This window comes from Streptomyces sp. NPDC101110, assembly GCF_044759525.1.
Taxonomy (GTDB): domain Bacteria; phylum Actinomycetota; class Actinomycetes; order Streptomycetales; family Streptomycetaceae; genus Streptomyces.
Genome location: NZ_JBIVZM010000001.1, coordinates 382422 through 401363 on the forward strand (window position 1 = coordinate 382422; position 18942 = coordinate 401363).

Here is an 18942-nt window from a genome sequence, read left to right on the forward strand (position 1 = left end):
GAAGCAGCGATAACCTGCGAGACGGACATGCCGCGCGCTCGGACACCGTGTGCGCCTCCCTTGTGACAGACAGCGGACGTCACGTTGCCCTCGCGGCACGCCCACGCAGACAACGAACCGCGAGATCACTGATAGGGACGGAAGCGCGTGGACCTGTTCGAGTACCAGGCGAGGGACCTCTTCGCCAAGCACGATGTACCGGTGCTGGCCGGTGAAGTCATCGACACGCCTGAGGCGGCCCGCGCAGCCACCGAGCGCCTCGGTGGCAAGTCCGTCGTCAAGGCCCAGGTGAAGGTCGGCGGCCGTGGCAAGGCGGGCGGCGTGAAGCTCGCCGGCACCGCCGACGAGGCGGTCGAGCACGCGACCAACATCCTCGGCATGGACATCAAGGGCCACACGGTCCACAAGGTGATGATCGCCGAGACGGCCCCGGAGATCGTGGAGGAGTACTACGTCTCCTTCCTCCTGGACCGTGCCAACCGCACCTTCCTCTCCATCGCGTCCGTCGAGGGCGGCATGGAGATCGAGGAGGTGGCGGCCACCCGTCCGGAGGCCGTCGCCAAGACGCCGATCGACGCCAACGAGGGCGTGACCGAGGCCAAGGCCCGCGAGATCGTCGCGGCCGCCAAGTTCCCGGCCGAGGTCGCCGACAAGGTCGTGAACGTCCTGGTCAAGCTGTGGGACACCTTCATCAAGGAGGACGCCCTCCTGGTCGAGGTCAACCCGCTGGCCAAGGTCGCCTCCGGTGACGTCATCGCCCTGGACGGCAAGGTCTCCCTGGACGAGAACGCCGAGTTCCGTCAGCCGGAGCACGAGGCCCTCCAGGACAAGGCCGCGGCCAACCCGCTCGAGGCCGCCGCCAAGGAGAAGAACCTCAACTACGTCAAGCTCGACGGCGAGGTCGGCATCATCGGCAACGGCGCGGGTCTCGTCATGAGCACCCTGGACGTCGTCGCGTACGCCGGTGAGGCGCACGGCGGCGTGAAGCCGGCGAACTTCCTCGACATCGGTGGTGGCGCCTCCGCCGCCGTCATGGCGAACGGCCTGGAGATCATCCTCGGCGACCCGGACGTCAAGTCCGTCTTCGTCAACGTCTTCGGTGGCATCACCGCCTGTGACGAGGTCGCCAACGGCATCGTCCAGGCGCTGCAGCTGCTCAAGGACAAGGGCGAGGAAGTCAACAAGCCGCTCGTCGTCCGTCTGGACGGCAACAACGCCGAACTGGGTCGCAAGATCCTCTCCGACGCCAACCACCCGCTGGTCCAGCGCGTGGACACCATGGACGGCGCGGCCGACAAGGCCGCCGAGCTCGCGGCTGCGAAGTAAGGGACGAGGACACACAGCCATGGCTATCTTCCTCAACAAGGACAGCAAGGTCATCGTCCAGGGCATGACCGGTGCCACGGGCATGAAGCACACCAAGCTCATGCTGGCCGACGGCACGAACATCGTCGGTGGCGTGAACCCCCGCAAGGCGGGCACGTCCGTCGACATCGACGGCAACGACATCCCGGTCTTCGGCACGGTCGCCGAGGCGATCGAGAAGACGGGCGCGAACGTGTCCGTCCTCTTCGTGCCGCCGGCCTTCGCCAAGGCCGCCGTCGTCGAGGCCATCGACGCCGAGATCCCGCTCGCGGTCGTCATCACCGAGGGCATCGCCGTCCACGACTCGGCCGCGTTCTACGCCTACGCCGTGTCCAAGGGCAACAAGACCCGGATCATCGGCCCGAACTGCCCCGGTCTCATCACCCCGGGCCAGTCCAACGCCGGCATCATCCCGGGCGACATCACCAAGCCGGGCCGTATCGGCCTGGTCTCGAAGTCGGGCACGCTGACGTACCAGATGATGTACGAGCTGCGCGACATCGGCTTCTCGTCGGCCGTGGGCATCGGTGGCGACCCCGTCATCGGCACCACCCACATCGACGCCCTGGCCGCGTTCGAGGCCGACCCCGACACCGACCTGATCGTCATGATCGGTGAGATCGGCGGCGACGCCGAGGAGCGGGCCGCGGCGTACATCAAGGAGAACGTGAAGAAGCCGGTCGTCGGCTACGTCGCGGGCTTCACCGCTCCCGAGGGCAAGACCATGGGCCACGCCGGCGCCATCGTCTCCGGCTCCTCCGGCACGGCCGCCGCGAAGAAGGAGGCCCTCGAGGCCGCGGGCGTCAAGGTCGGCAAGACCCCGACCGAGACGGCCAAGCTGGCGCGCGCCATCCTCGCGGGCTGAACCAGCCGACGCGCCGCACCGGCCGACGTGCTGAGTCACCCGTCGTGCTGAACCAGCCGTCGTGCTGAGTCACCCGACCTGCTGAATCAGCCGACGTGCTGAACCAGCCGTAGGGCTGAGCCTCCGAGCTCATCGATGGGCCCGTTCCCCGTACAGGGGGGCGGGCCCATCGGCATGTGCCCATTCCCTGCACGGGGGGCGAACCCATCGTCGTGTGCGCTCCCTGTACGGGTGTGGGCCCATCGTCGTGTGCCGCTCCCCGTACGGGTGTGGGCCCATCGTCGTGTGCCGCTCCCCGTACGGGTGTGGGCCCATCGTCGTGTGCCGCTCCCTGTACGGGGCGGGTCATCGCCGTGTGCCGGCCGGGTTCGCACAGGGGCCCTCGCGCCGCTCGCCCGCAGCCGGTCAACGCGGTTGCGGGAGCAGCCTGTCCGGCCCCTTCGGCTCCTCCTTGCGCAGCTTCGCGCGCAGTTTCCGCTCCGACTCCGACAGCGGTCCGGGCGCGACCGGCGGCGGTACGCCCTGCACCGTCTCTCCCGCGGGCACCGGTGGTTCGTAGCGGGTGGGGGCCGTGTGGACGGTGAGGGCCGTCGTGCCGATCAGGGTCACCGTGAAGGCGATGGCGGCCCGGGTCCAGAATCGGGCCCGGCGCTCCCCTCGCTGGCGTACCACCGGCGGTTTGGCCGCCCGCAGCCGGTCGGTGGAGGCCAGCTCGACCAGCCGCCAGTGCAGCGTCTCCGGGTCCGCGAGCTCCGGCAGCCGCTCCGCCAGCGCCTCGCGCGCGTGCGCCAGCCGGTTCACGGCCGCGCGGGTGCTCGCCTCCGTCTCCGCCGCCGTCTCCGGCAGGCCGAGCCCGACCCCGTCGTAGAGCACGAGTGTGCGGCGGCAGGACGGCGGGAGTTGCAGCAGGGTGTCCATCAGGGCCCGGTCGAACGCGTCGGACGGTGGTGGCTCGGGATGCCGGTAGCGCGGGCGGAGCCGGTGCCAGGGGGACAGTGCGCACTCGTACGCCACCGCGCGCACCCAGCCCGCCGGGTCGCGGTCGCGGGCCACTTCGGGCCAGCGTTGCCAGGCGATCTGGAAGGCCCGCTCCACCGACTCCCGGGCCAGCTCGCGGCGGCCGGTCAGCAGATAGGTCTGCCGGACCAGCGCGGGGGCGCAGAAGGCATAGAGCGCGTCGAAGGCCTGATCGGGGGTCAGCGCGGCGACGGCGTCGTCCGGCCGGCGCGGCGTCGTGGTGCGCGGGCGCTCGGTGAGGATGAGGCGGGGTCCGTGCGGGGCGGGGGTGTGGCTCCGGTCGGTGACGGTGACGGGGCCCCGCCCCCGGTCCTTCACGGCGGGCCTTTTCCGGTCGGTTGCCGCGGTCTCGCGCCGGGCTCGGGCGGACCGCCGCGCAGACGTGGTCGTGGGTGCCGGCTCCGGGTCGTCGTCGGCGTCGGCGGCATGCTCCTGAGGGGTGGACATTTCCGTCTCGTCCAGCGAATGGAGCAGTTTCACGTACTTCTCGCCCTTGCGGCCGCGCGGCGTGGAGCGGCCGGTCTCCCACCCGCGCACGGTCTCGCTGGTGACGCCCACCCGGGAGGCCAGCTGAGCCCGCGTCAGCGAGGCGGCCTCGCGCAGGCGTCGGCGTTCCTTGGGGGCGGGGAGCGGGCGGGCAGGGCTCTGCGTCACAGGGCACGCCTCCGTCCGAAAAAGCACATAAACATATTTTGGGCGACACAGCGAGGGTTCGCCTGTTACGCCGGTAAAGCGCGTGTCGTTGGGAGCATGGCGGTCGTGAACGAGATGACCGCTCGCCGACGTTCGCCGTCACCCCTGCTCACCCGGATGCGCGACGGTTCGCCCGGACTGATCGGTTGCTTCCTGGGGGGCGCTTTCGCGGCGGGCCTCGGACTGGCGTCGTTCGCCGTGCTCGTGACACTGCTGTGGATCAGCTCGCCCTACCCGGACAGCGGGCCCGGCGGGGCCATGCATGTGGCGGCGGCGCTGTGGCTGCTGGCCCATGGTGCCGAGTTGGTCCGTACCGACACGCTCTCCGGCGTCCCCGCCCCCCTCGGCCTGCCGCCCCTGCTGCTGCTGGCGCTGCCGGTGTGGCTGCTGCACCGCACGTCGCGGGACGCCACAGAGGGCGGAGGGGAGGGGGGCGACGACGGTGGCGAGGAGGACACCGGGACGGCCGCGAGCCCGCCCCTGGTCCCCGCCCGCACCGCGTGGACGGGCGTCGTCGTCGGCTACGTCGCCGTCGCCGTGCCCGCCGCCCTCTACGCCGCCGGCGGTGTGCTGCGGCCGTCGTGGGTGTGGGCCGGGGTGTGCGTTCCCTTCGTGGCTGTCGTGGCGGCGGGGGCGGGCGTGTGGTCCGCGTACGGCCGTCCGGGCCGGCCGCTGCGGCGGCTGCTGGGCGTGCTGCCCGAGGGCGTACGCCCGCTGGTGCTCGGCGCGGACGGGCGCCCGGGCGTCGCCGCGCGGGGGGCGGCCGCCGGGGTGACGGTGCTCCTCGGGGGCGGGGCGTTGCTGGTGGCGGTGTCGCTGTTGGGGCACGGCGCGGCGACCCGGGCGGCGTGGCTCGGGCTGACCGAGGGGTGGTCGGGGCGGTTCACCGTGCTGCTGCTGTGCGTGGCGCTGGTCCCGAACGCGGCGGTGTGGGGCGCCGCTTACGCCCTCGGGCCGGGTTTCACACTCGGGGCGGGTCACGTGGTGGGCCCGCTGTCCTCGGCGCCGGCCCCCCTCCTGCCGCCGTTCCCGCTGCTGGCGGCGGTGCCGGAGGCGGGGGAGGGGACCCCGGTGCACTGGTCGGCCGGGGCGGTGCCGTTGGTCGCCGGGGTGCTCGTGGGCTGGACGGTGACCAAGGGGGCGGCCTCCGCGGAACGCGACGGGACGGGACCGGGTGGTGACCCGGCGGTGACCTGGTCGGCCGGCCGCACCGTCCGTGCCGCCGCCCTGGCGTCGCTCCTGGGCGCGGCCGCGCTCGCGGCGCTGGCAGCACTGTCGGGCGGCCCCCTCGGCTCTGCCGTGCTGTCCCGCTTCGGCCCGGTGTGGTGGCAGGTCGGCGCCGCGACGCTGGTTTGGCTGGGCCTGCCGGCGATCCTGACGGCGCTTGGAGCATGGGCCTGGCGGCGGCGGACGCCCCGGGCGGAGGTGCCGAGGATCGGCGAACAGCGCAAGGAAGCCACCCCGGGCCCCCGAGGGCGGGGAGGGTCCCGGTGGACCGGCCGCGGTTGGTTCACACGCACCGGGGTCGCCGGGATCGCGGGGGTGGCCGGCGGAACCGGAGGGGCCGAGCCCGGCGACGCGGACGCCGGCCGTCTCGGCGACCGCTTGGATTCCGGAGCTCTGTGGGAGGCGGAGGCCGAGGACGACGGAGCCGTCTGGAGCACCGACCGAGGTCAGCGATGGGATCAGGACCGGGACCTGAGCGGAAGCCGGGAGCAGGGCCCGGGCCGGGACCGGAGCCGAGACGACGAGTGGGCCCCGGACAGGAGATGGAGCCGAGGCCGGAAGACCGGTTCGGGCCGGGGCCGCAGCCGGGGCCGCACAGAGAACCCGGAGACGGACTTCGGGCTCTACGACTTCCTGCCCTTCGAGCCGAACCCGAACCAGAACCCGACCGCGAACCCGAACCCGACCGCGAACCAGAACCCGACCCCGGGCCCGGCCGACCCGGCCCTCCGCGCCACAGAGCCTGAAGCACACGAGAACACCTGAGGTCCCCAAGAACACCTGAGGCGCCCAAGAATCCCTGAGGTCCCCAAGAATCCCTGGCGCCCAAGAACCCTAAGGCGCCCAAGAACCCGTGAAGCGCCCGAGTCCCCTGAAGCCTCAGCTCTCCGTGCCCAGCAGTCCCCGGAGCTCCTCCGGCAGCAGCTTGGAGCAGGACTGCTTCGCCTCGTTGGTGAGGGCGTCGTTGGTGCACGTGTAGTAGTCGCGGTAGACCAGCTGCGCCGTGAAGGACGCGGCGACCAGAGCGATCGCCAGGGACGCCGTGACCAGGCCGGTCACCGCCGCCGTCGTCTGGGGGCGGCCGCCGCCCTGCTGCTCCGGTGCGGGGGCGTCCGGGGCCGCCCGGCGCGGCCCCGCGCGCAGCGCGCTGATCGCCCAGTAGAGGGCCAGTGCGCCGAGCAGCAGCGCCACGTACGGCCAGCTGAACAGGGCGAAGAAGAAGGCCCACATGCCCGACAGCAGGGCGTAGCGCGCCCGGCGCTGCGCGGGGTCCGTGGGATCCCAGCGCATCGTGGGGCCGCCGCCCTGGGGGCCGCCGCCCTGGCCCTCGGGGCCGCTGCGGGGACGCTCACCGAAACCGCCGGAAGAGCGGCCGGGCTGCTGGTCGCTCCACTGGCTGCCCCAGGGCGAGCGGTCACGCCCGCCACCGTCCTGGCCGTCATGCGGGCCCCGGGAGTCCTCACCCGACGGGCGCCGCGGCTGCCAGGGCCGGTCCGGCGTGCCCTCGGGCGGTGGGGCGAAAGGGTTGTCCTCCTGGGAGCCGCGGCCCTTGCGGTCCTCGCCGTCGCTGTCCGAGGGCGCGTCGGGCGGCGAGCCGGGGCGCTCCCGCAGCAGCACGGCGCCGCGCTCCCCTCCCTGCATCGACAGCTGGGGGAACGTGAGGAGTCGCAGGCTGCGGTCCGGCATCAAGTGAGCGTCTTCCCGTTGGTGAGGAGGAATGAGTGGACAGAACGGAACGGCGTCGGACCCGGGTCCGTCACCTCCTGAACGCACCACGTCCGGACGTCGTTCCCGAACCGGCTCCGTCCAGACGCTACCTCCCGGCCCCGCCCCCGTCCCGTGGGGGCCGTCCGGTGTGCCGGTATCGTTGCTGACGGCCGGCCGGTTCGTAGGCTTCCCCGTATCCGGGGACGCAAAGCATTTGTATGAATGCACAAAGCGTCGGGTGTCGGCCGCCCTGGACAGACACTCCCCCGAGAAAGGCCTCCACCGTGGCCGCCAAGCCCGTGGCCCCGCGCGCCAAGCGCCTCGTCGTGCTGGTCTCCGGATCAGGCACCAACCTCCAGGCGCTGCTCGACGGGATCGCCGCCGTCGGCGCGCGGGAGTACGGGGCCGAGATCGTGGCCGTCGGAGCGGACCGCGAGGGCATCGAGGGGCTCGCGCGCGCCGAGCGCGCGGGGCTGCCGACCTTCGTGTGCAAGGTCAAGGACCACGGCAGCCGCGAGGAGTGGGACGCCGCCCTCGCCGAGGCCGTCGCCGCGCACGAGCCCGACCTCGTCGTCTCCGCCGGGTTCATGAAGATCGTCGGCAAGGAGTTCCTCGCGCGGTTCGGGGGGCGGTTCGTCAACACCCACCCCGCCCTGCTGCCCAGTTTCCCGGGAGCCCACGGTGTGCGGGACGCGCTCGCGTACGGCGCCAAGGTCACCGGCTGCACCGTCCACTTCGTCGACGACGGCGTCGACACCGGGCCGATCATCGCGCAGGGCGTGGTGGAGATCCGGGACGAGGACGACGAAGGCGCTCTGCACGAGCGCATCAAGGAAGTCGAGCGAAGGCTGCTCGTCGAGGTCGTGGGGCGCCTCGCCCGCAACGGCTATCGCATTGAGGGACGAAAGGTAGTTATCCAGTGACCGCCGAGAGCAACAAGCGGCCCCTTCGCCGGGCGCTCGTCAGCGTCTACGACAAGACCGGGCTCGAGGACCTCGCCCGCGGGCTCCACGAGGCCGGGGTCGAGCTCGTCTCCACCGGCTCGACCGCCGCGAAGATCGCCGCTGCCGGCGTCCCCGTCACCAAGGTCGAGGAGCTCACCGGCTTCCCCGAGTGCCTGGACGGCCGCGTGAAGACGCTGCACCCGCGCGTGCACGCGGGCATCCTCGCCGACCTGCGCCTGGACAGCCACCGCGAGCAGCTCGCCGAGCTCGGTGTCGAACCGTTCGACCTCGTCGTCGTGAACCTCTACCCGTTCCGTGAGACCGTCGCCTCCGGCGCCTCGCCCGACGAGTGCGTCGAGCAGATCGACATCGGCGGCCCCTCGATGGTCCGCGCCGCAGCCAAGAACCACCCCTCGGTCGCGGTCGTCACCAGCCCGGCCCGCTACGCCGACGTGCTCAAGGCCGTCCAGGGCGGCGGCTTCGACCTCGCCACCCGCAAGCGGCTCGCCGCCGAGGCCTTCCAGCACACGGCCGCCTACGACGTGGCCGTCGCCTCCTGGTTCGCCTCCTCCTACGCGCCCGTGGACGAGTCGCAGTTCCCCGACTTCCTCGGCGCCACCTGGGAGCGAGAGCACACCCTGCGCTACGGCGAGAACCCGCACCAGCCCGCGGCCCTCTACGTCTCCACAGCATCGATGAGCGGTTCCGCCGCGGGCGGCGGCCTCGCCCAGGCCGAGCAGCTGCACGGCAAGGAGATGTCGTACAACAACTACACGGACACGGACGCCGCCCGCCGTGCCGCGTACGACCACACCGAGCCCTGCGTCGCGATCATCAAGCACGCCAACCCCTGCGGCATCGCGATCGGCGCGGACGTCGCCGAGGCGCACCGCAAGGCGCACGCCTGTGACCCGCTGTCGGCGTTCGGTGGCGTGATCGCGGTCAACCGCCCGGTCAGCAAGGAGATGGCGGAGCAGGTCGCGGAGATCTTCACCGAGGTCATCGTCGCGCCCGGCTACGAGGACGGCGCCCTGGAAGCCCTCACCAAGAAGAAGAACATCCGCGTACTGCGCTGCGCGGACGGGCCCGCCGCGCCCGTCGAGGTCAAGCCGATCGACGGCGGTGTGCTGCTCCAGGTCACCGATCGCCTTCAGGCCGACGGCGACGACCCGGCCAACTGGACCCTGGCGACCGGCGAGGCGCTGAGCGCGGCCGAGCTGGCCGAGCTGGCGTTCGCCTGGAAGGCCTGCCGCGCGGTGAAGTCCAACGCGATCCTGCTCGCCAAGGACGGCGCCTCGGTCGGCGTCGGCATGGGGCAGGTCAACCGGGTGGACTCCGCGAAGCTGGCCGTGGAGCGGGCCGGTGCCGAGCGTGCCGAGGGCGCGTATGCCGCCTCGGACGCGTTCTTCCCGTTCCCGGACGGTCTGGAGATCCTCACCGCCGCCGGAGTGAAGGCCGTGGTCCAGCCCGGCGGTTCCGTCCGCGACGAGCTGGTCGTGGAGGCCGCGCAGAAGGCCGGCGTCACGATGTACTTCACGGGGACGCGGCACTTCTTCCACTGAGCCGTAGGTGACGGAGCGGGCCGGCGACCACGCCGGCCCGTTCCGTATGTGTCAGCCGTCGGCGCTGGGGCAGCCGTCGATCTCGTGGTCGTCCACCGGCGTGCCTCCGACGCGTCAACGACCCTGACGGCGCGGTCACTTCCGGCTCTCGGGCGTGTACCGCTCCAGGAAGTGGGCGACGCGGGCGGCGTAGGCGCGTACGTCCGGGGGCACGCCGTCCGTCGCGTTCACCGTCCGGTACGACGTGCGGTACGCGGCGGCGATCAGGACGCGCCGGTCGCCCGGCAGGTTCTCGTCCAGGCGCGGGGCGATCCAGCACAGGTAGCGGCCCATCGCCGGGATGGACTCGGCGGGTGGGAAGGGCGGCTGGGGGACCGTCTCGCCGGGAGTGCCGTCCTCGTTCATCCACCAGCGCAGGACGCGCGGGGTCCAGCGGGCGATGCCGTACTCGTCGTTGCCGGGGTCCGAGAGGTCCGGGTCGAAGTCGCTCTCCACTTTCAGCATGGCGGCGATCAGGACCGGGCTGACCTCCTTCCGGTCGCAGTCGTGCGCCGTCTCCACGATCAGCAGCCGATAGGCGGGTGGAACGCCCCGGTCGGTGCGCAGTTCCGAGGCGCCGTACGCGGCCGCCGAGACGTTCGCGCTCGCGCCGGAGCCTGTGCCGCCGCCCTCGGCACCGGGCCAGGCACCGGTTCCGTAGGCGAGGGCGGTCACGGCCGCGACCGCCCCGGCCAGGACGGCCGCCACGGACCAGCGGCGCACACGGCGGGCGCGGTGCAGCCGGAGGGCGGGGCGCGGACGGCGGGCAGTGCGCAGGCGGGGCAGGCGGATGGTGCTCCCGCCCGGGCCCGCGGCCGATGTCACACGGCGCAGCAGCGTCGCGCCGCCGATGCGCTGCCGGTGCGTCCGGGTCAGACAGTCGCGCACGATCTCCCGCCAGTCGTCGGGCAGTTCCGGCGACAGACGCAACTCGTCGGCGCCGCGGGCGTACGCCGCCGCCGCGTCCCTGCGGGCGGCCGGGGTGGCGCCGGGCAGCGGGAAGGAGCCGGTGAGCACGAGGTGCGCGAGGACCCCGAAGGCCCAGATGTCGGCGGAGGGGCGGATACGGCGGCCACGCTCGCCGATCTCGGTCCACAGGAGTTCCGGCGGGGTGTAGTCGGGCGTGGAGAAGGCCGGGGTGTAGGCGTGGGTGCCCTCCAGTTCGGCGGCCATGTTGAAGTCGGCGAGGCGGACCGAACCGTCCGCCATGAGCAGCACGTTGGCCGGCTTCAGGTCGCCGTGCACCCAGCCGGCGCCGTGCAGCTGGGCGAGGCCCTCGGCGATCTGCCCGAGCAGCCCGGGGCCGGCGGCCGGCCGGGGCGAGGCGGCGAGCAGGGCGGACAGAGAGCCCTCGGCCCGCTCCAGGACGAGGACGGTGGCGCCGTCCAGGTCCGGACGGCCCGGGTCGTCGACCGTCAGCGTCTGGTACATCCGCACCAGCCGCGGATGCCTCAGCCGCCGGTACAGCTCGACCTCCCGCTCGATCAGTTCGCGCAGGTGGGTCAGCCGGCGGGGCGTGGCCGTCCCGGTCGGCAGGAACTTCAGCGCGGCCGTGCGCGGCAGCCCGGTGCCGTCACCGACGCGCCGGGCCGCGTACACGCTGCCGAAGGCGCCGGTCGCGATGGGCTCGCGCACCTCCCAGACGCCGACCCGGTAACCCTTGGGCACGGGCACGGCGTACGCCTCGGTCACCGGACCGAACCGGACCGGCCGAGGCGGCCGAGGATCCGGGAGGCCCGGTGCGCGGAACCGCGCGCGAGGCGTTCACCTGGCGTGATGCGGAGGGGGGTGGGGTTTCGCTCGTCCTCCGTGGTCGGCGGAGGTACCACGATGATGCTGTACAAGGTGCTCTCCCCGTGCCTGAACAGCTACCACCGTCAGACTAGGGCGACGCACCAGGGCCGTGCCCCCCTCGTACGGGTGAGACACGGCCCTTGGATGTTGATCGGCGTGAACCGGTCCAGCCGACCGGGTCCGTTCAGTAGCGGGGGCGGTTGAACCAGGCCTTGCCTGCCGAGTTGCCGACGAACACCGCGACCAGGACGGCCAGGATGGTGTGCACCAGACCGACGATGACGAACGGGTAGATGCCGAGGACCGCCGTGATGATGGCGAAGACCAGGATGGTCACCCGGGCGCCGTTGCCGCCGTTCTTGAACTTCGTCGCCAGAACGGCCGCGAACACCAGCCAGGCCAGGCCGAACACCACGTAACCCCAGATCAGGCCGGTCGAGTCACCGACCAGGTCCTGGAAGGCGGCGTTGTCCTTGACGGACTCGTCGTCCTTCGCGGCGTTCAGGGCCATCGCGCCGAAGGCGAAGAGGGCCACACCGACGACCTGCAGACCGACGATGACCCACATCATCACGCGGGCCGCGCTCACCGAGCCGGGCATCGTGGTCGGTGCGGCGGGGCCGCCGTAGGGGGAGACCGGAGGGGCCTGCGGGTAGCCGTAACCGGGAGCCTGCCCCTGGTCCTGCGGGTAACCGTAGCCCGGCTGCTGCGGCTGCTGCCCCTGGGGAGCGCCGTAGGGGTTGTTCGGGTCGCCGTAGCTCATGGGGGACTTTCCTCCGTTGGTCCTTGTGCGGAAACGACGCGCGACATCCGCACGGAGGAAAACCTTCAGTATTGCGACCGTCCCCCCGTTGAGCTGCCCGCGGCACTTGTCATGTCATCGTTCTGCACCACTGACCGGCTTGTCCAGCCGCATTCCCGATGTGTTGTGCAAGTGCAACATCGCCGATCATGGGCGGATACGGGACGGGGGAGCCCCCGGTGCCCGGATTGCGGGCGGATTGGAACCGTGGCGGGGTCATCCGCGAGGATGGGGGCATGACCGCCCAGATTCTCGATGGCAAGGCCACCGCAGCCGCGATCAAGTCCGATCTGACCGCCCGCGTGGCGGCGCTGAAGGAGAAGGGCGTCACGCCCGGCCTCGGCACGATCCTGGTCGGGGACGACCCCGGCAGCCAGAAGTACGTCGCCGGCAAGCACCGCGACTGCGCGCAGGTGGGTATCGCCTCCATCCAGCGTGAACTGCCCGCCACGGCCACCCAGGAGGAGATCGAGGCGGCCGTCCGCGAGCTGAACGAGGACCCCGCCTGCACCGGGTACATCGTGCAACTGCCGCTTCCCAAGGGCATCGACGAGAACCGCATCCTCGAACTGATGGATCCGGACAAGGACGCGGACGGTCTGCACCCGATGAATCTGGGTCGCCTCGTCCTCAACGAGCCCGCCCCGCTGCCCTGCACCCCGAACGGCGTGCTGACGCTGCTCCGCCGCTACGGCGTGGAGATCAAGGGCGCCGAGGTCGTGGTCGTCGGACGCGGTGTGACCATCGGCCGGCCGATGCCGCTGCTGCTCACCCGCCGCAGCGAGAACGCGACCGTGACGCAGTGCCACACCGGCACGCGTGACCTGTCGGCGCACCTCAAGCGCGCGGACATCATCGTGGCCGCCGCAGGCTCCGCCCATCTGATCCGTGCCGAGGACGTGAAGCCCGGAGCTGCCGTCCTCGACGTCGGCGTCTCGCGCAGCGCCGAGGGCAAGATCGTGGGTGACGTGCACCCCGACGTCGCCGAGGTCGCCGGCTGGATCTCCCCGAACCCCGGCGGAGTCGGACCGATGACCCGTGCCCAGCTGCTCGTCAACGTGGTCGAGGCGGCGGAGCGCAGTGCCGGCTGAGCACCAGGCCCCCAGCGGGCAGCAGGCCGCCGACGGGCACGAGGCTCCCACCGGGCACGGTTCGCATGGCGGGCACGGTTCGCATGGCGGGCACGAGTCGCCGGAGGACCTCACCGTCCGGGACCCCGTCAGCGCGCCCGACGCCGAGGGTCGGCCGCGGCGGGTCACCCGGCGCTTCCCGCTTTTCACCAAGGACACCGCGCGGCCCGAGGGCGGTGGCCGGGCCGCACCCGGGGACGCTCCCGCGCCGGCCCGGCAGTGGCCGGTGCTCGCCGTGCTGGGACTGACCGGACTCGGACTGCTGGTGACCGCCTTCGGACAGTTCCGGTTCGGGACGCTGCTGATCGGCGTCGCCCTGCTGGGCGGCGGGGCGATGCGCTGGCTGCTGCCGGGCGTCGGCATGCTCGCCGTCCGCTCCCGGTTCACGGACATCGTCACCTACGGCCTGCTGGGCACCGTGATCGTCCTGCTGGCGCTGATGGCCCAGCCGAATCCGCTGCTGCAGATCCCGTTCCTGAAGGACACACTGCATTTCACGGTCACCAACGAGTGACGGGACGGCGGCCCGTCCTCTCCCCCGAGGAAGGACGGACCGCCTTCACACACCACCCTCCTGCACGGCGAACGGCCTGTTCAACGGCTGTCAGTGCGCTGTGGCACGGAGGTGACGGTTCCGGTACGTCTCGCTTCCGATACCACACAAAGTGGTGCGACGGCGGGGTTGGCATGGACAATCGGGACGGTCCAGGGTGTATCGCGCGCGGTCACCATGCTCCTGTGCGCCCCTCGTCAGGGAACTGAGATCCTGACTGGGCGCATCCCTGTGGGTATCCAGAACGGGGACTCGGCCAAGGCCGCCACGCGCGGGGCGAACAGCGCGAGAAATATCAGCACGTACCGGGGGGAAGAGGGGGAGCAATGCCTCGTTGGAAGGCCTTGCCGGATGAGCTCGATCCGCAGATCAGGGAGTTCACCAGTCAGCTGCGCAGGCTCGTGGACCGCGGTGGTCTGAGCATCGCGTCGGTCGCGGACCGCACGGGCTACAGCAAGACGTCGTGGGAGCGTTATCTGAACGGGCGTTTGCTCGCCCCGAAGGGCGCGATCGTGGCCCTGGCCGAGGTCACCGGCACCAACCCGGTGCACCTGACCACCATGTGGGAGCTGGCCGAGCGTGCCTGGAGCCGCTCGGAGATGCGGCACGACATGACGATGGAGGCCATCCGGATATCCCAGGCGCGTGCCGCGCTCGGGGAGTTCGGCGGGCAGGACTTCAGCGACCCCGCGGCCGGCGGCAAGGCGGCCTCGGCGGGCGAGGGCCGAGCGGCCTCCGCGGGCGAGGGCAGAGCGGCCTCCGCGGGCGGCGGCAGGCCCGCCCGCCGCAGCGGCGGCACCACGGTCACGCCGGGCATCGCGGGGCCGGCCGGTGTGGCGCCGTCCGTGCCGTCCCAGCCGACGGCCCCGGAGGTCCAGGACTCCACCGGCTCCGGTCTGCGGGAGGAGAGCGGCCGGGCCGCCGAGCCCGAGGTCAACTCGTGGGGCCTGGCCGGGTACCAGGGCCCGTCGCCGTCGGGCGGGCGCTCCGCCGGCACCGGTGCGGGCAGGGGGGGCCGGCCCGGCTCGGCTTCCGGGACCTCCGCGGGGTCGCCCGGTGGCCCGGGCCGGAGCTCCGGTGCCGGAGCGGGCTCGTACGGCGAACCGCCGCAGGACGCCGTCCCGGCCCGGGCCGGAGGGCCTGGCGCCGCCGGCGGGTCCGGTCGCGCCGGGGGGAGCCGTCGCGCTGCCTCCGCCTCCGCTGCCGCGGGCAAGAAGCGGACCATGACGTTCCTCGCGGGTGTCGTGGGCGTGCTCGTGGTGATCGCGGGTGCCTTCTACCTCATGGGCGGCGGTGGCGACGACGAGACCAAGGGCGGCAGCACGTCTCCCAAGCCGACCGTCAGCAGCGACCCGAAGCTGCCGCCCGGCGTGAAGTGCAGCGGTGACGGCTGCACCGGCAAGGACGCGGAGGCCATGGGGTGCAGCGGTGACAAGGTGACCACGGCCCGGACCGCGACCGTCGGCACCACCGTCGTCGAGGTCCGCTACAGCGAGACCTGCAAGGCGGCCTGGGGGCGCATCACTCAGGCGGCACAGGGCGACGAGGTGCAGATCAGCTCGGGCAAGGCGAAGCAGACCGGCAGCATCACCGAGGCCGGCGACGCCATCGCCTACACCCCGATGGTGGCCGTGAAGAGCGCCACGGACGCCAAGGCCTGCGCCACGCTGACGGCCGGACAGAAGGGGTGCACCGACTGACAGGGTGCTGACGTGCGGTCCGCCCGTGCCCGGCCGGTAAGGCCTGTGCGGCCGTCCGGTTCGCCCGTGCCCGGCCGGTAAGGCCTGTGCGGCCGTCCGGTTCGCCCGTGCCCGGCCGGTAAGGCCTGTGCGGACATGCGGTCCGCCCGCGCCCGGCCGGGAAATTCCGAAGGGCAGGAATGCCCGCCGGAATCGTGGGCAGGCGAACCGTACCCCCACGGGAGTCCGGCACGGTCGGTATCCCCCAGGCGGCCGCCATCGTCCTCCTCTCCCGGACGGGCGGCCGCCTCTCGCGTTCGGCACGCACGCGTGTGCGGGCCGGACGGGGTTGTGGGCCGGGCCACACCGACCCGGACGTACGGGATCCCGGATGCGCGATAGCCTGACCGCTGGTCGGATCTCTTGACGCCAAGAGATCGATCAAACGTCCGGGGCAGGGACGCCCCACCGCCAGCTGTCATACGGAGAACGCCATGACCCGCACTCCCGTGAACGTCACCGTCACCGGCGCGGCCGGCCAGATCGGTTACGCCCTGCTCTTCCGCATCGCCTCCGGTCAGCTGCTCGGCGCGGACGTGCCGGTGAAGCTGCGCCTCCTGGAGATCACGCCGGCGCTGAAGGCGGCCGAGGGCACGGCCATGGAGCTGGACGACTGCGCGTTCCCGCTCCTCCAGGGCATCGACATCACCGACGACCCGAACGTCGCCTTCGACGGCGCCAACGTCGGTCTGCTCGTCGGCGCCCGCCCCCGCACCAAGGGCATGGAGCGCGGCGACCTGCTGGAGGCCAACGGCGGCATCTTCAAGCCGCAGGGCAAGGCCATCAACGACCACGCCGCGGACGACATCAAGGTGCTGGTCGTCGGCAACCCGGCCAACACCAACGCCCTCATCGCCCAGGCCGCCGCGCCGGACGTACCCGCCGAGCGGTTCACCGCGATGACCCGCCTCGACCACAACCGCGCGCTGACGCAGCTCGCGAAGAAGACGGGCTCGACGGTCGCCGACATCAAGCGCCTGACGATCTGGGGCAACCACTCCGCCACCCAGTACCCCGACATCTTCCACGCCACCGTCGCTGGCAAGAACGCCGCCGAGGTCGTCAACGACGAGAAGTGGCTGGCCGAGGACTTCATCCCGACCGTCGCCAAGCGCGGCGCCGCCATCATCGAGGCCCGCGGCGCCTCGTCGGCCGCCTCCGCCGCGAACGCCGCCATCGACCACGTCTACAGCTGGGTCAACGGCACCGACGAGGGCGACTGGGTCTCCATGGGTATCCCGTCCGACGGTTCGTACGGCGTGCCGGAGGGCCTCATCTCCTCCTTCCCCGTCACCACCAAGGACGGCAAGTACGAGATCGTCCAGGGCCTGGAGATCAACGAGTTCTCCCGCGCCCGGATCGACGCCTCCGTCAAGGAGCTCGAGGAGGAGCGCGAGGCGGTCCGCGGCCTCGGTCTCATCTGACCGGAGTCCTCAGGGCTTCATCCGGCCCGAGTCCCTCAGGGTTCGCACGTGGGCCCCGCACCGGTTCTCCGGTGCGGGGCCCACGGGCTTTCCAGGAGGCGACGGCCCCGCTCCGGGCGTAACGGCACTCGCCTCGCCGGACCCGGCCCCTGCTCTTCCGCGTGAGGCGCTCGCCGGGGGCGACGCCGGCCGGGCCGCCGCGTACACGAGCCGTGACGGGCAGTCCCCGAACGTGCGGCGCATGCTCGTCGATCTCATCGAGGAGTACGCCCGGCAGGTCGGGCACGCCGATCTGCTGCGCGAGTCGGTGGACGAGCGTGTGGGGGAGGGCCCGCCGGAGGACGTCCGGCCCTGGTGAGCCGACGTCCGGTGAGTCGGCGCCCACGGCCGGCCCGCCGCGCCTTTCGTCCGGTTTGTCCACATCTCCCGTGATGCAGCGCACTTTCGGCCACAGGTGCGCATGCAATTGCGGGAGTCGGGCAGGCGAACTCGGTCTCTTAGTGACACGACTGTGACACAGGGGCGCTGATCAGGAACGGAAGGCGAACAGCGATCATGGCGGAAAGTACCGAACTTCAGGCGCGTGAAACCATCCATGCGGGAGGAGAGTGGCGGGCGGCCACCTCCGGGGCCACCCGCGAGATCCTCGACCCCGCGGACGCGCTGCCCTTCGCCGTGGTCGCGGAGGGCGACGAGAAGGACACCGATCTGGCGATCGCCGCCGCCCGGCGCGCGTTCGACGAAGGCCCCTGGCCGCACACCCCGGTCCCCGAGCGGGCCGCGCTGCTGCGCCGGGTCGCCGATCTCCTGGTCCGGGACCGCGACGAGCTCGGCCGGCTGGAGGCCCAGGACGCGGGCAAGACCGTCGAGGAGGGTCGCGTCGACATCGACTGCGTCGCCGACGCCTTCCGCTATTTCGCCGACCTGGTCGCCGGTGAGGCGCCCGGCCGGGTCGTGGACGCCGGTTCGACCGACATCCACAGCGTCGTCGTGCACGAGCCCATCGGTGTCTGCGCGATGATCACGCCCTGGAACTACCCCCTGCTCCAGGCCAGCTGGAAGATCGCCCCCGCCCTCGCCGCCGGCAACACCTTCGTCATCAAGCCCAGCGAGATCACCCCGATGACGACGATCGCGCTCATCGAACTGCTCGTCGAGGCCGGGCTGCCCGAGGGCGTCGCCAACATCGTCACCGGCCCGGGGCATTCGGTCGGCGCGCGCCTGTCCGAGCACCCCGACGTGGACCTGGTCTCCTTCACCGGCGGCCTGATCAGTGGCACCAAGGTCGCCCAGGCCGCCGCCCCGACCGTCAAGAAGGTCGCCCTCGAACTCGGCGGCAAGAACCCCAACGTGGTCTTCGCCGACGCCTGCGCCACCGAGGAGGGCTTCGACACCGCCGTCGACCAGGCCCTCAACGCCGCCTTCATCCACAGTGGCCAGGTCTGCTCGGCCGGCGCCCGCCTCATCATCGAGGAGTCCGTCCGGGACCGCTTCGTCACCGAACTCGCCCGCCGCGCCGAGAAGATCCGCCTCGGCCGCGGCACCGAGGACGGCGTGGAGTGCGGCCCGCTCGTCTCCGAGCAGCAGCGCGCCAAGGTCGAGATGTACGTCGAGTCCGCCCTCAAGGAGGGCGCGGTGCTGCGCTCCGGAGGCAAGCGCCCCGAGCCGTCCCCGCAGCGCCCCGAGAGCGGCTACTTCTACGAGCCGACCGTCCTCGATCACTGCCACCGCGAGATGCGCGTGGTGCGCGAAGAGGTGTTCGGGCCGGTCCTCACCGTCGAGACCTTCCGCACCGAGGACGAGGCCGTCGCCCTCGCCAATGACACCGAGTACGGACTCGCGGGCGGCGTCTGGACCGCCGACCCGGGCCGGGCCCGGCGCGTGGCCGGCCGGCTGCGCCACGGCACCATCTGGATCAACGACTTCCACCCCTACCTGCCGCAGGCGGAGTGGGGTGGCTTCGGCAAGAGCGGAGTGGGCCGGGAACTCGGCCCGGCCGGACTCGCCGAGTACCGGGAAACCAAGCACGTCTACCAGAACCTCGCTCCGAAGCCGGTGCGCTGGTTCGCGGGCTGATCCCC

At 72.1% G+C, this 18942-nt stretch carries 15 protein-coding genes and 1 pseudogene; 11 read left to right on the forward strand and 5 right to left on the reverse strand.

Annotated elements, in window-relative coordinates:
* Positions 1-147 precede the first annotated feature (147 nt).
* Both sucC and sucD read left to right on the forward strand, forming a co-directional pair.
* On the forward strand, positions 148-1326 hold the full coding sequence (sucC, locus tag ACIQU3_RS01830; RefSeq protein WP_403724588.1) for an ADP-forming succinate--CoA ligase subunit beta: 1179 nt from the start codon (positions 148-150) through the stop codon (positions 1324-1326).
* A 19-nt stretch (positions 1327-1345) separates the two neighbouring features.
* The gene (sucD, locus tag ACIQU3_RS01835; RefSeq protein ID WP_403724591.1) at positions 1346-2230 is read left to right on the forward strand and encodes a succinate--CoA ligase subunit alpha; all 885 of its coding nucleotides are present in this window, start codon (positions 1346-1348) and stop codon (positions 2228-2230) included.
* 405 nt (positions 2231-2635) lie between these two features.
* Here sucD and ACIQU3_RS01840 read toward each other — a convergent pair whose 3' ends face one another.
* Positions 2636-3901, reverse strand: a complete 1266-nt coding sequence (locus tag ACIQU3_RS01840) for a helix-turn-helix domain-containing protein (RefSeq protein ID WP_403923013.1) — start codon at positions 3899-3901, stop codon at positions 2636-2638.
* A gap of 96 nt (positions 3902-3997) precedes the next feature.
* Between ACIQU3_RS01840 and ACIQU3_RS01845 the strand changes: the two genes are divergently transcribed.
* A complete protein-coding gene (locus ACIQU3_RS01845; protein WP_403724597.1) occupies positions 3998-5932 on the forward strand; it encodes a DUF6350 family protein in 1935 nt (644 codons plus the stop codon).
* A 114-nt stretch (positions 5933-6046) separates the two neighbouring features.
* Here the strand turns inward: ACIQU3_RS01845 and ACIQU3_RS01850 are convergent, their stop codons facing one another.
* Positions 6047-6853, reverse strand: a complete 807-nt coding sequence (locus tag ACIQU3_RS01850; protein WP_403724600.1) for a hypothetical protein — start codon at positions 6851-6853, stop codon at positions 6047-6049.
* Between the two features lie 305 nt (positions 6854-7158).
* On the opposite strand from ACIQU3_RS01850, the gene purN reads away from it, so the two are divergent.
* Positions 7159-7797 carry a phosphoribosylglycinamide formyltransferase gene (gene purN, locus ACIQU3_RS01855; RefSeq protein ID WP_403724603.1) on the forward strand — a complete coding sequence of 213 codons (639 nt, stop codon included), beginning with the start codon at positions 7159-7161 and terminating at the stop codon, positions 7795-7797.
* Entirely contained in the window at positions 7794-9380 is a 1587-nt protein-coding gene (purH, locus tag ACIQU3_RS01860) for a bifunctional phosphoribosylaminoimidazolecarboxamide formyltransferase/IMP cyclohydrolase (RefSeq protein WP_403724607.1), read from the forward strand. The genes purN and purH overlap by 4 nt, the downstream gene beginning before the upstream one ends.
* A gap of 135 nt (positions 9381-9515) precedes the next feature.
* Here purH and ACIQU3_RS01865 read toward each other — a convergent pair whose 3' ends face one another.
* From ACIQU3_RS01865 to ACIQU3_RS01875, 3 genes and pseudogenes are all read right to left on the reverse strand, one after another.
* Complete coding sequence (locus ACIQU3_RS01865) at positions 9516-11111, reverse strand: protein kinase (RefSeq protein ID WP_403724610.1); 1596 nt, start codon at positions 11109-11111, stop codon at positions 9516-9518.
* Positions 11112-11158: 47 nt separating this feature from the next.
* Positions 11159-11263: pseudogene (locus tag ACIQU3_RS01870) on the reverse strand (FHA domain-containing protein); the annotation flags it as partial.
* Positions 11264-11397: 134 nt separating this feature from the next.
* Positions 11398-11976: a hypothetical protein gene (locus tag ACIQU3_RS01875; RefSeq protein WP_403724615.1), complete on the reverse strand. Its 579-nt coding sequence runs from the start codon at positions 11974-11976 to the stop codon at positions 11398-11400.
* 275 nt (positions 11977-12251) lie between these two features.
* On the opposite strand from ACIQU3_RS01875, the gene ACIQU3_RS01880 reads away from it, so the two are divergent.
* The 6 genes from ACIQU3_RS01880 (at position 12252) to ACIQU3_RS01905 (ending at position 18937) form a co-directional block, all read left to right on the forward strand.
* Complete coding sequence (locus tag ACIQU3_RS01880; protein WP_104777804.1) at positions 12252-13106, forward strand: bifunctional methylenetetrahydrofolate dehydrogenase/methenyltetrahydrofolate cyclohydrolase; 855 nt, start codon at positions 12252-12254, stop codon at positions 13104-13106.
* Positions 13096-13659 carry a DUF3017 domain-containing protein gene (locus ACIQU3_RS01885; protein WP_403724621.1) on the forward strand — a complete coding sequence of 188 codons (564 nt, stop codon included), beginning with the start codon at positions 13096-13098 and terminating at the stop codon, positions 13657-13659. Before ACIQU3_RS01880 ends, ACIQU3_RS01885 begins: the two co-directional genes overlap by 11 nt.
* A 383-nt stretch (positions 13660-14042) precedes the next feature.
* Positions 14043-15398, forward strand: coding sequence for a DUF2690 domain-containing protein (locus ACIQU3_RS01890; protein WP_403724624.1), 1356 nt, complete (start codon positions 14043-14045; stop codon positions 15396-15398).
* A 473-nt stretch (positions 15399-15871) separates the two neighbouring features.
* Positions 15872-16861, forward strand: a complete 990-nt coding sequence (locus ACIQU3_RS01895; RefSeq protein ID WP_403724627.1) for a malate dehydrogenase — start codon at positions 15872-15874, stop codon at positions 16859-16861.
* 19 nt (positions 16862-16880) lie between these two features.
* The gene (locus ACIQU3_RS01900) at positions 16881-17219 is read left to right on the forward strand and encodes a DUF664 domain-containing protein (protein WP_403725590.1); all 339 of its coding nucleotides are present in this window, start codon (positions 16881-16883) and stop codon (positions 17217-17219) included.
* A 197-nt stretch (positions 17220-17416) separates the two neighbouring features.
* Complete coding sequence (locus ACIQU3_RS01905; RefSeq protein WP_403724630.1) at positions 17417-18937, forward strand: aldehyde dehydrogenase family protein; 1521 nt, start codon at positions 17417-17419, stop codon at positions 18935-18937.
* Positions 18938-18942: the final 5 nt, after the last annotated feature.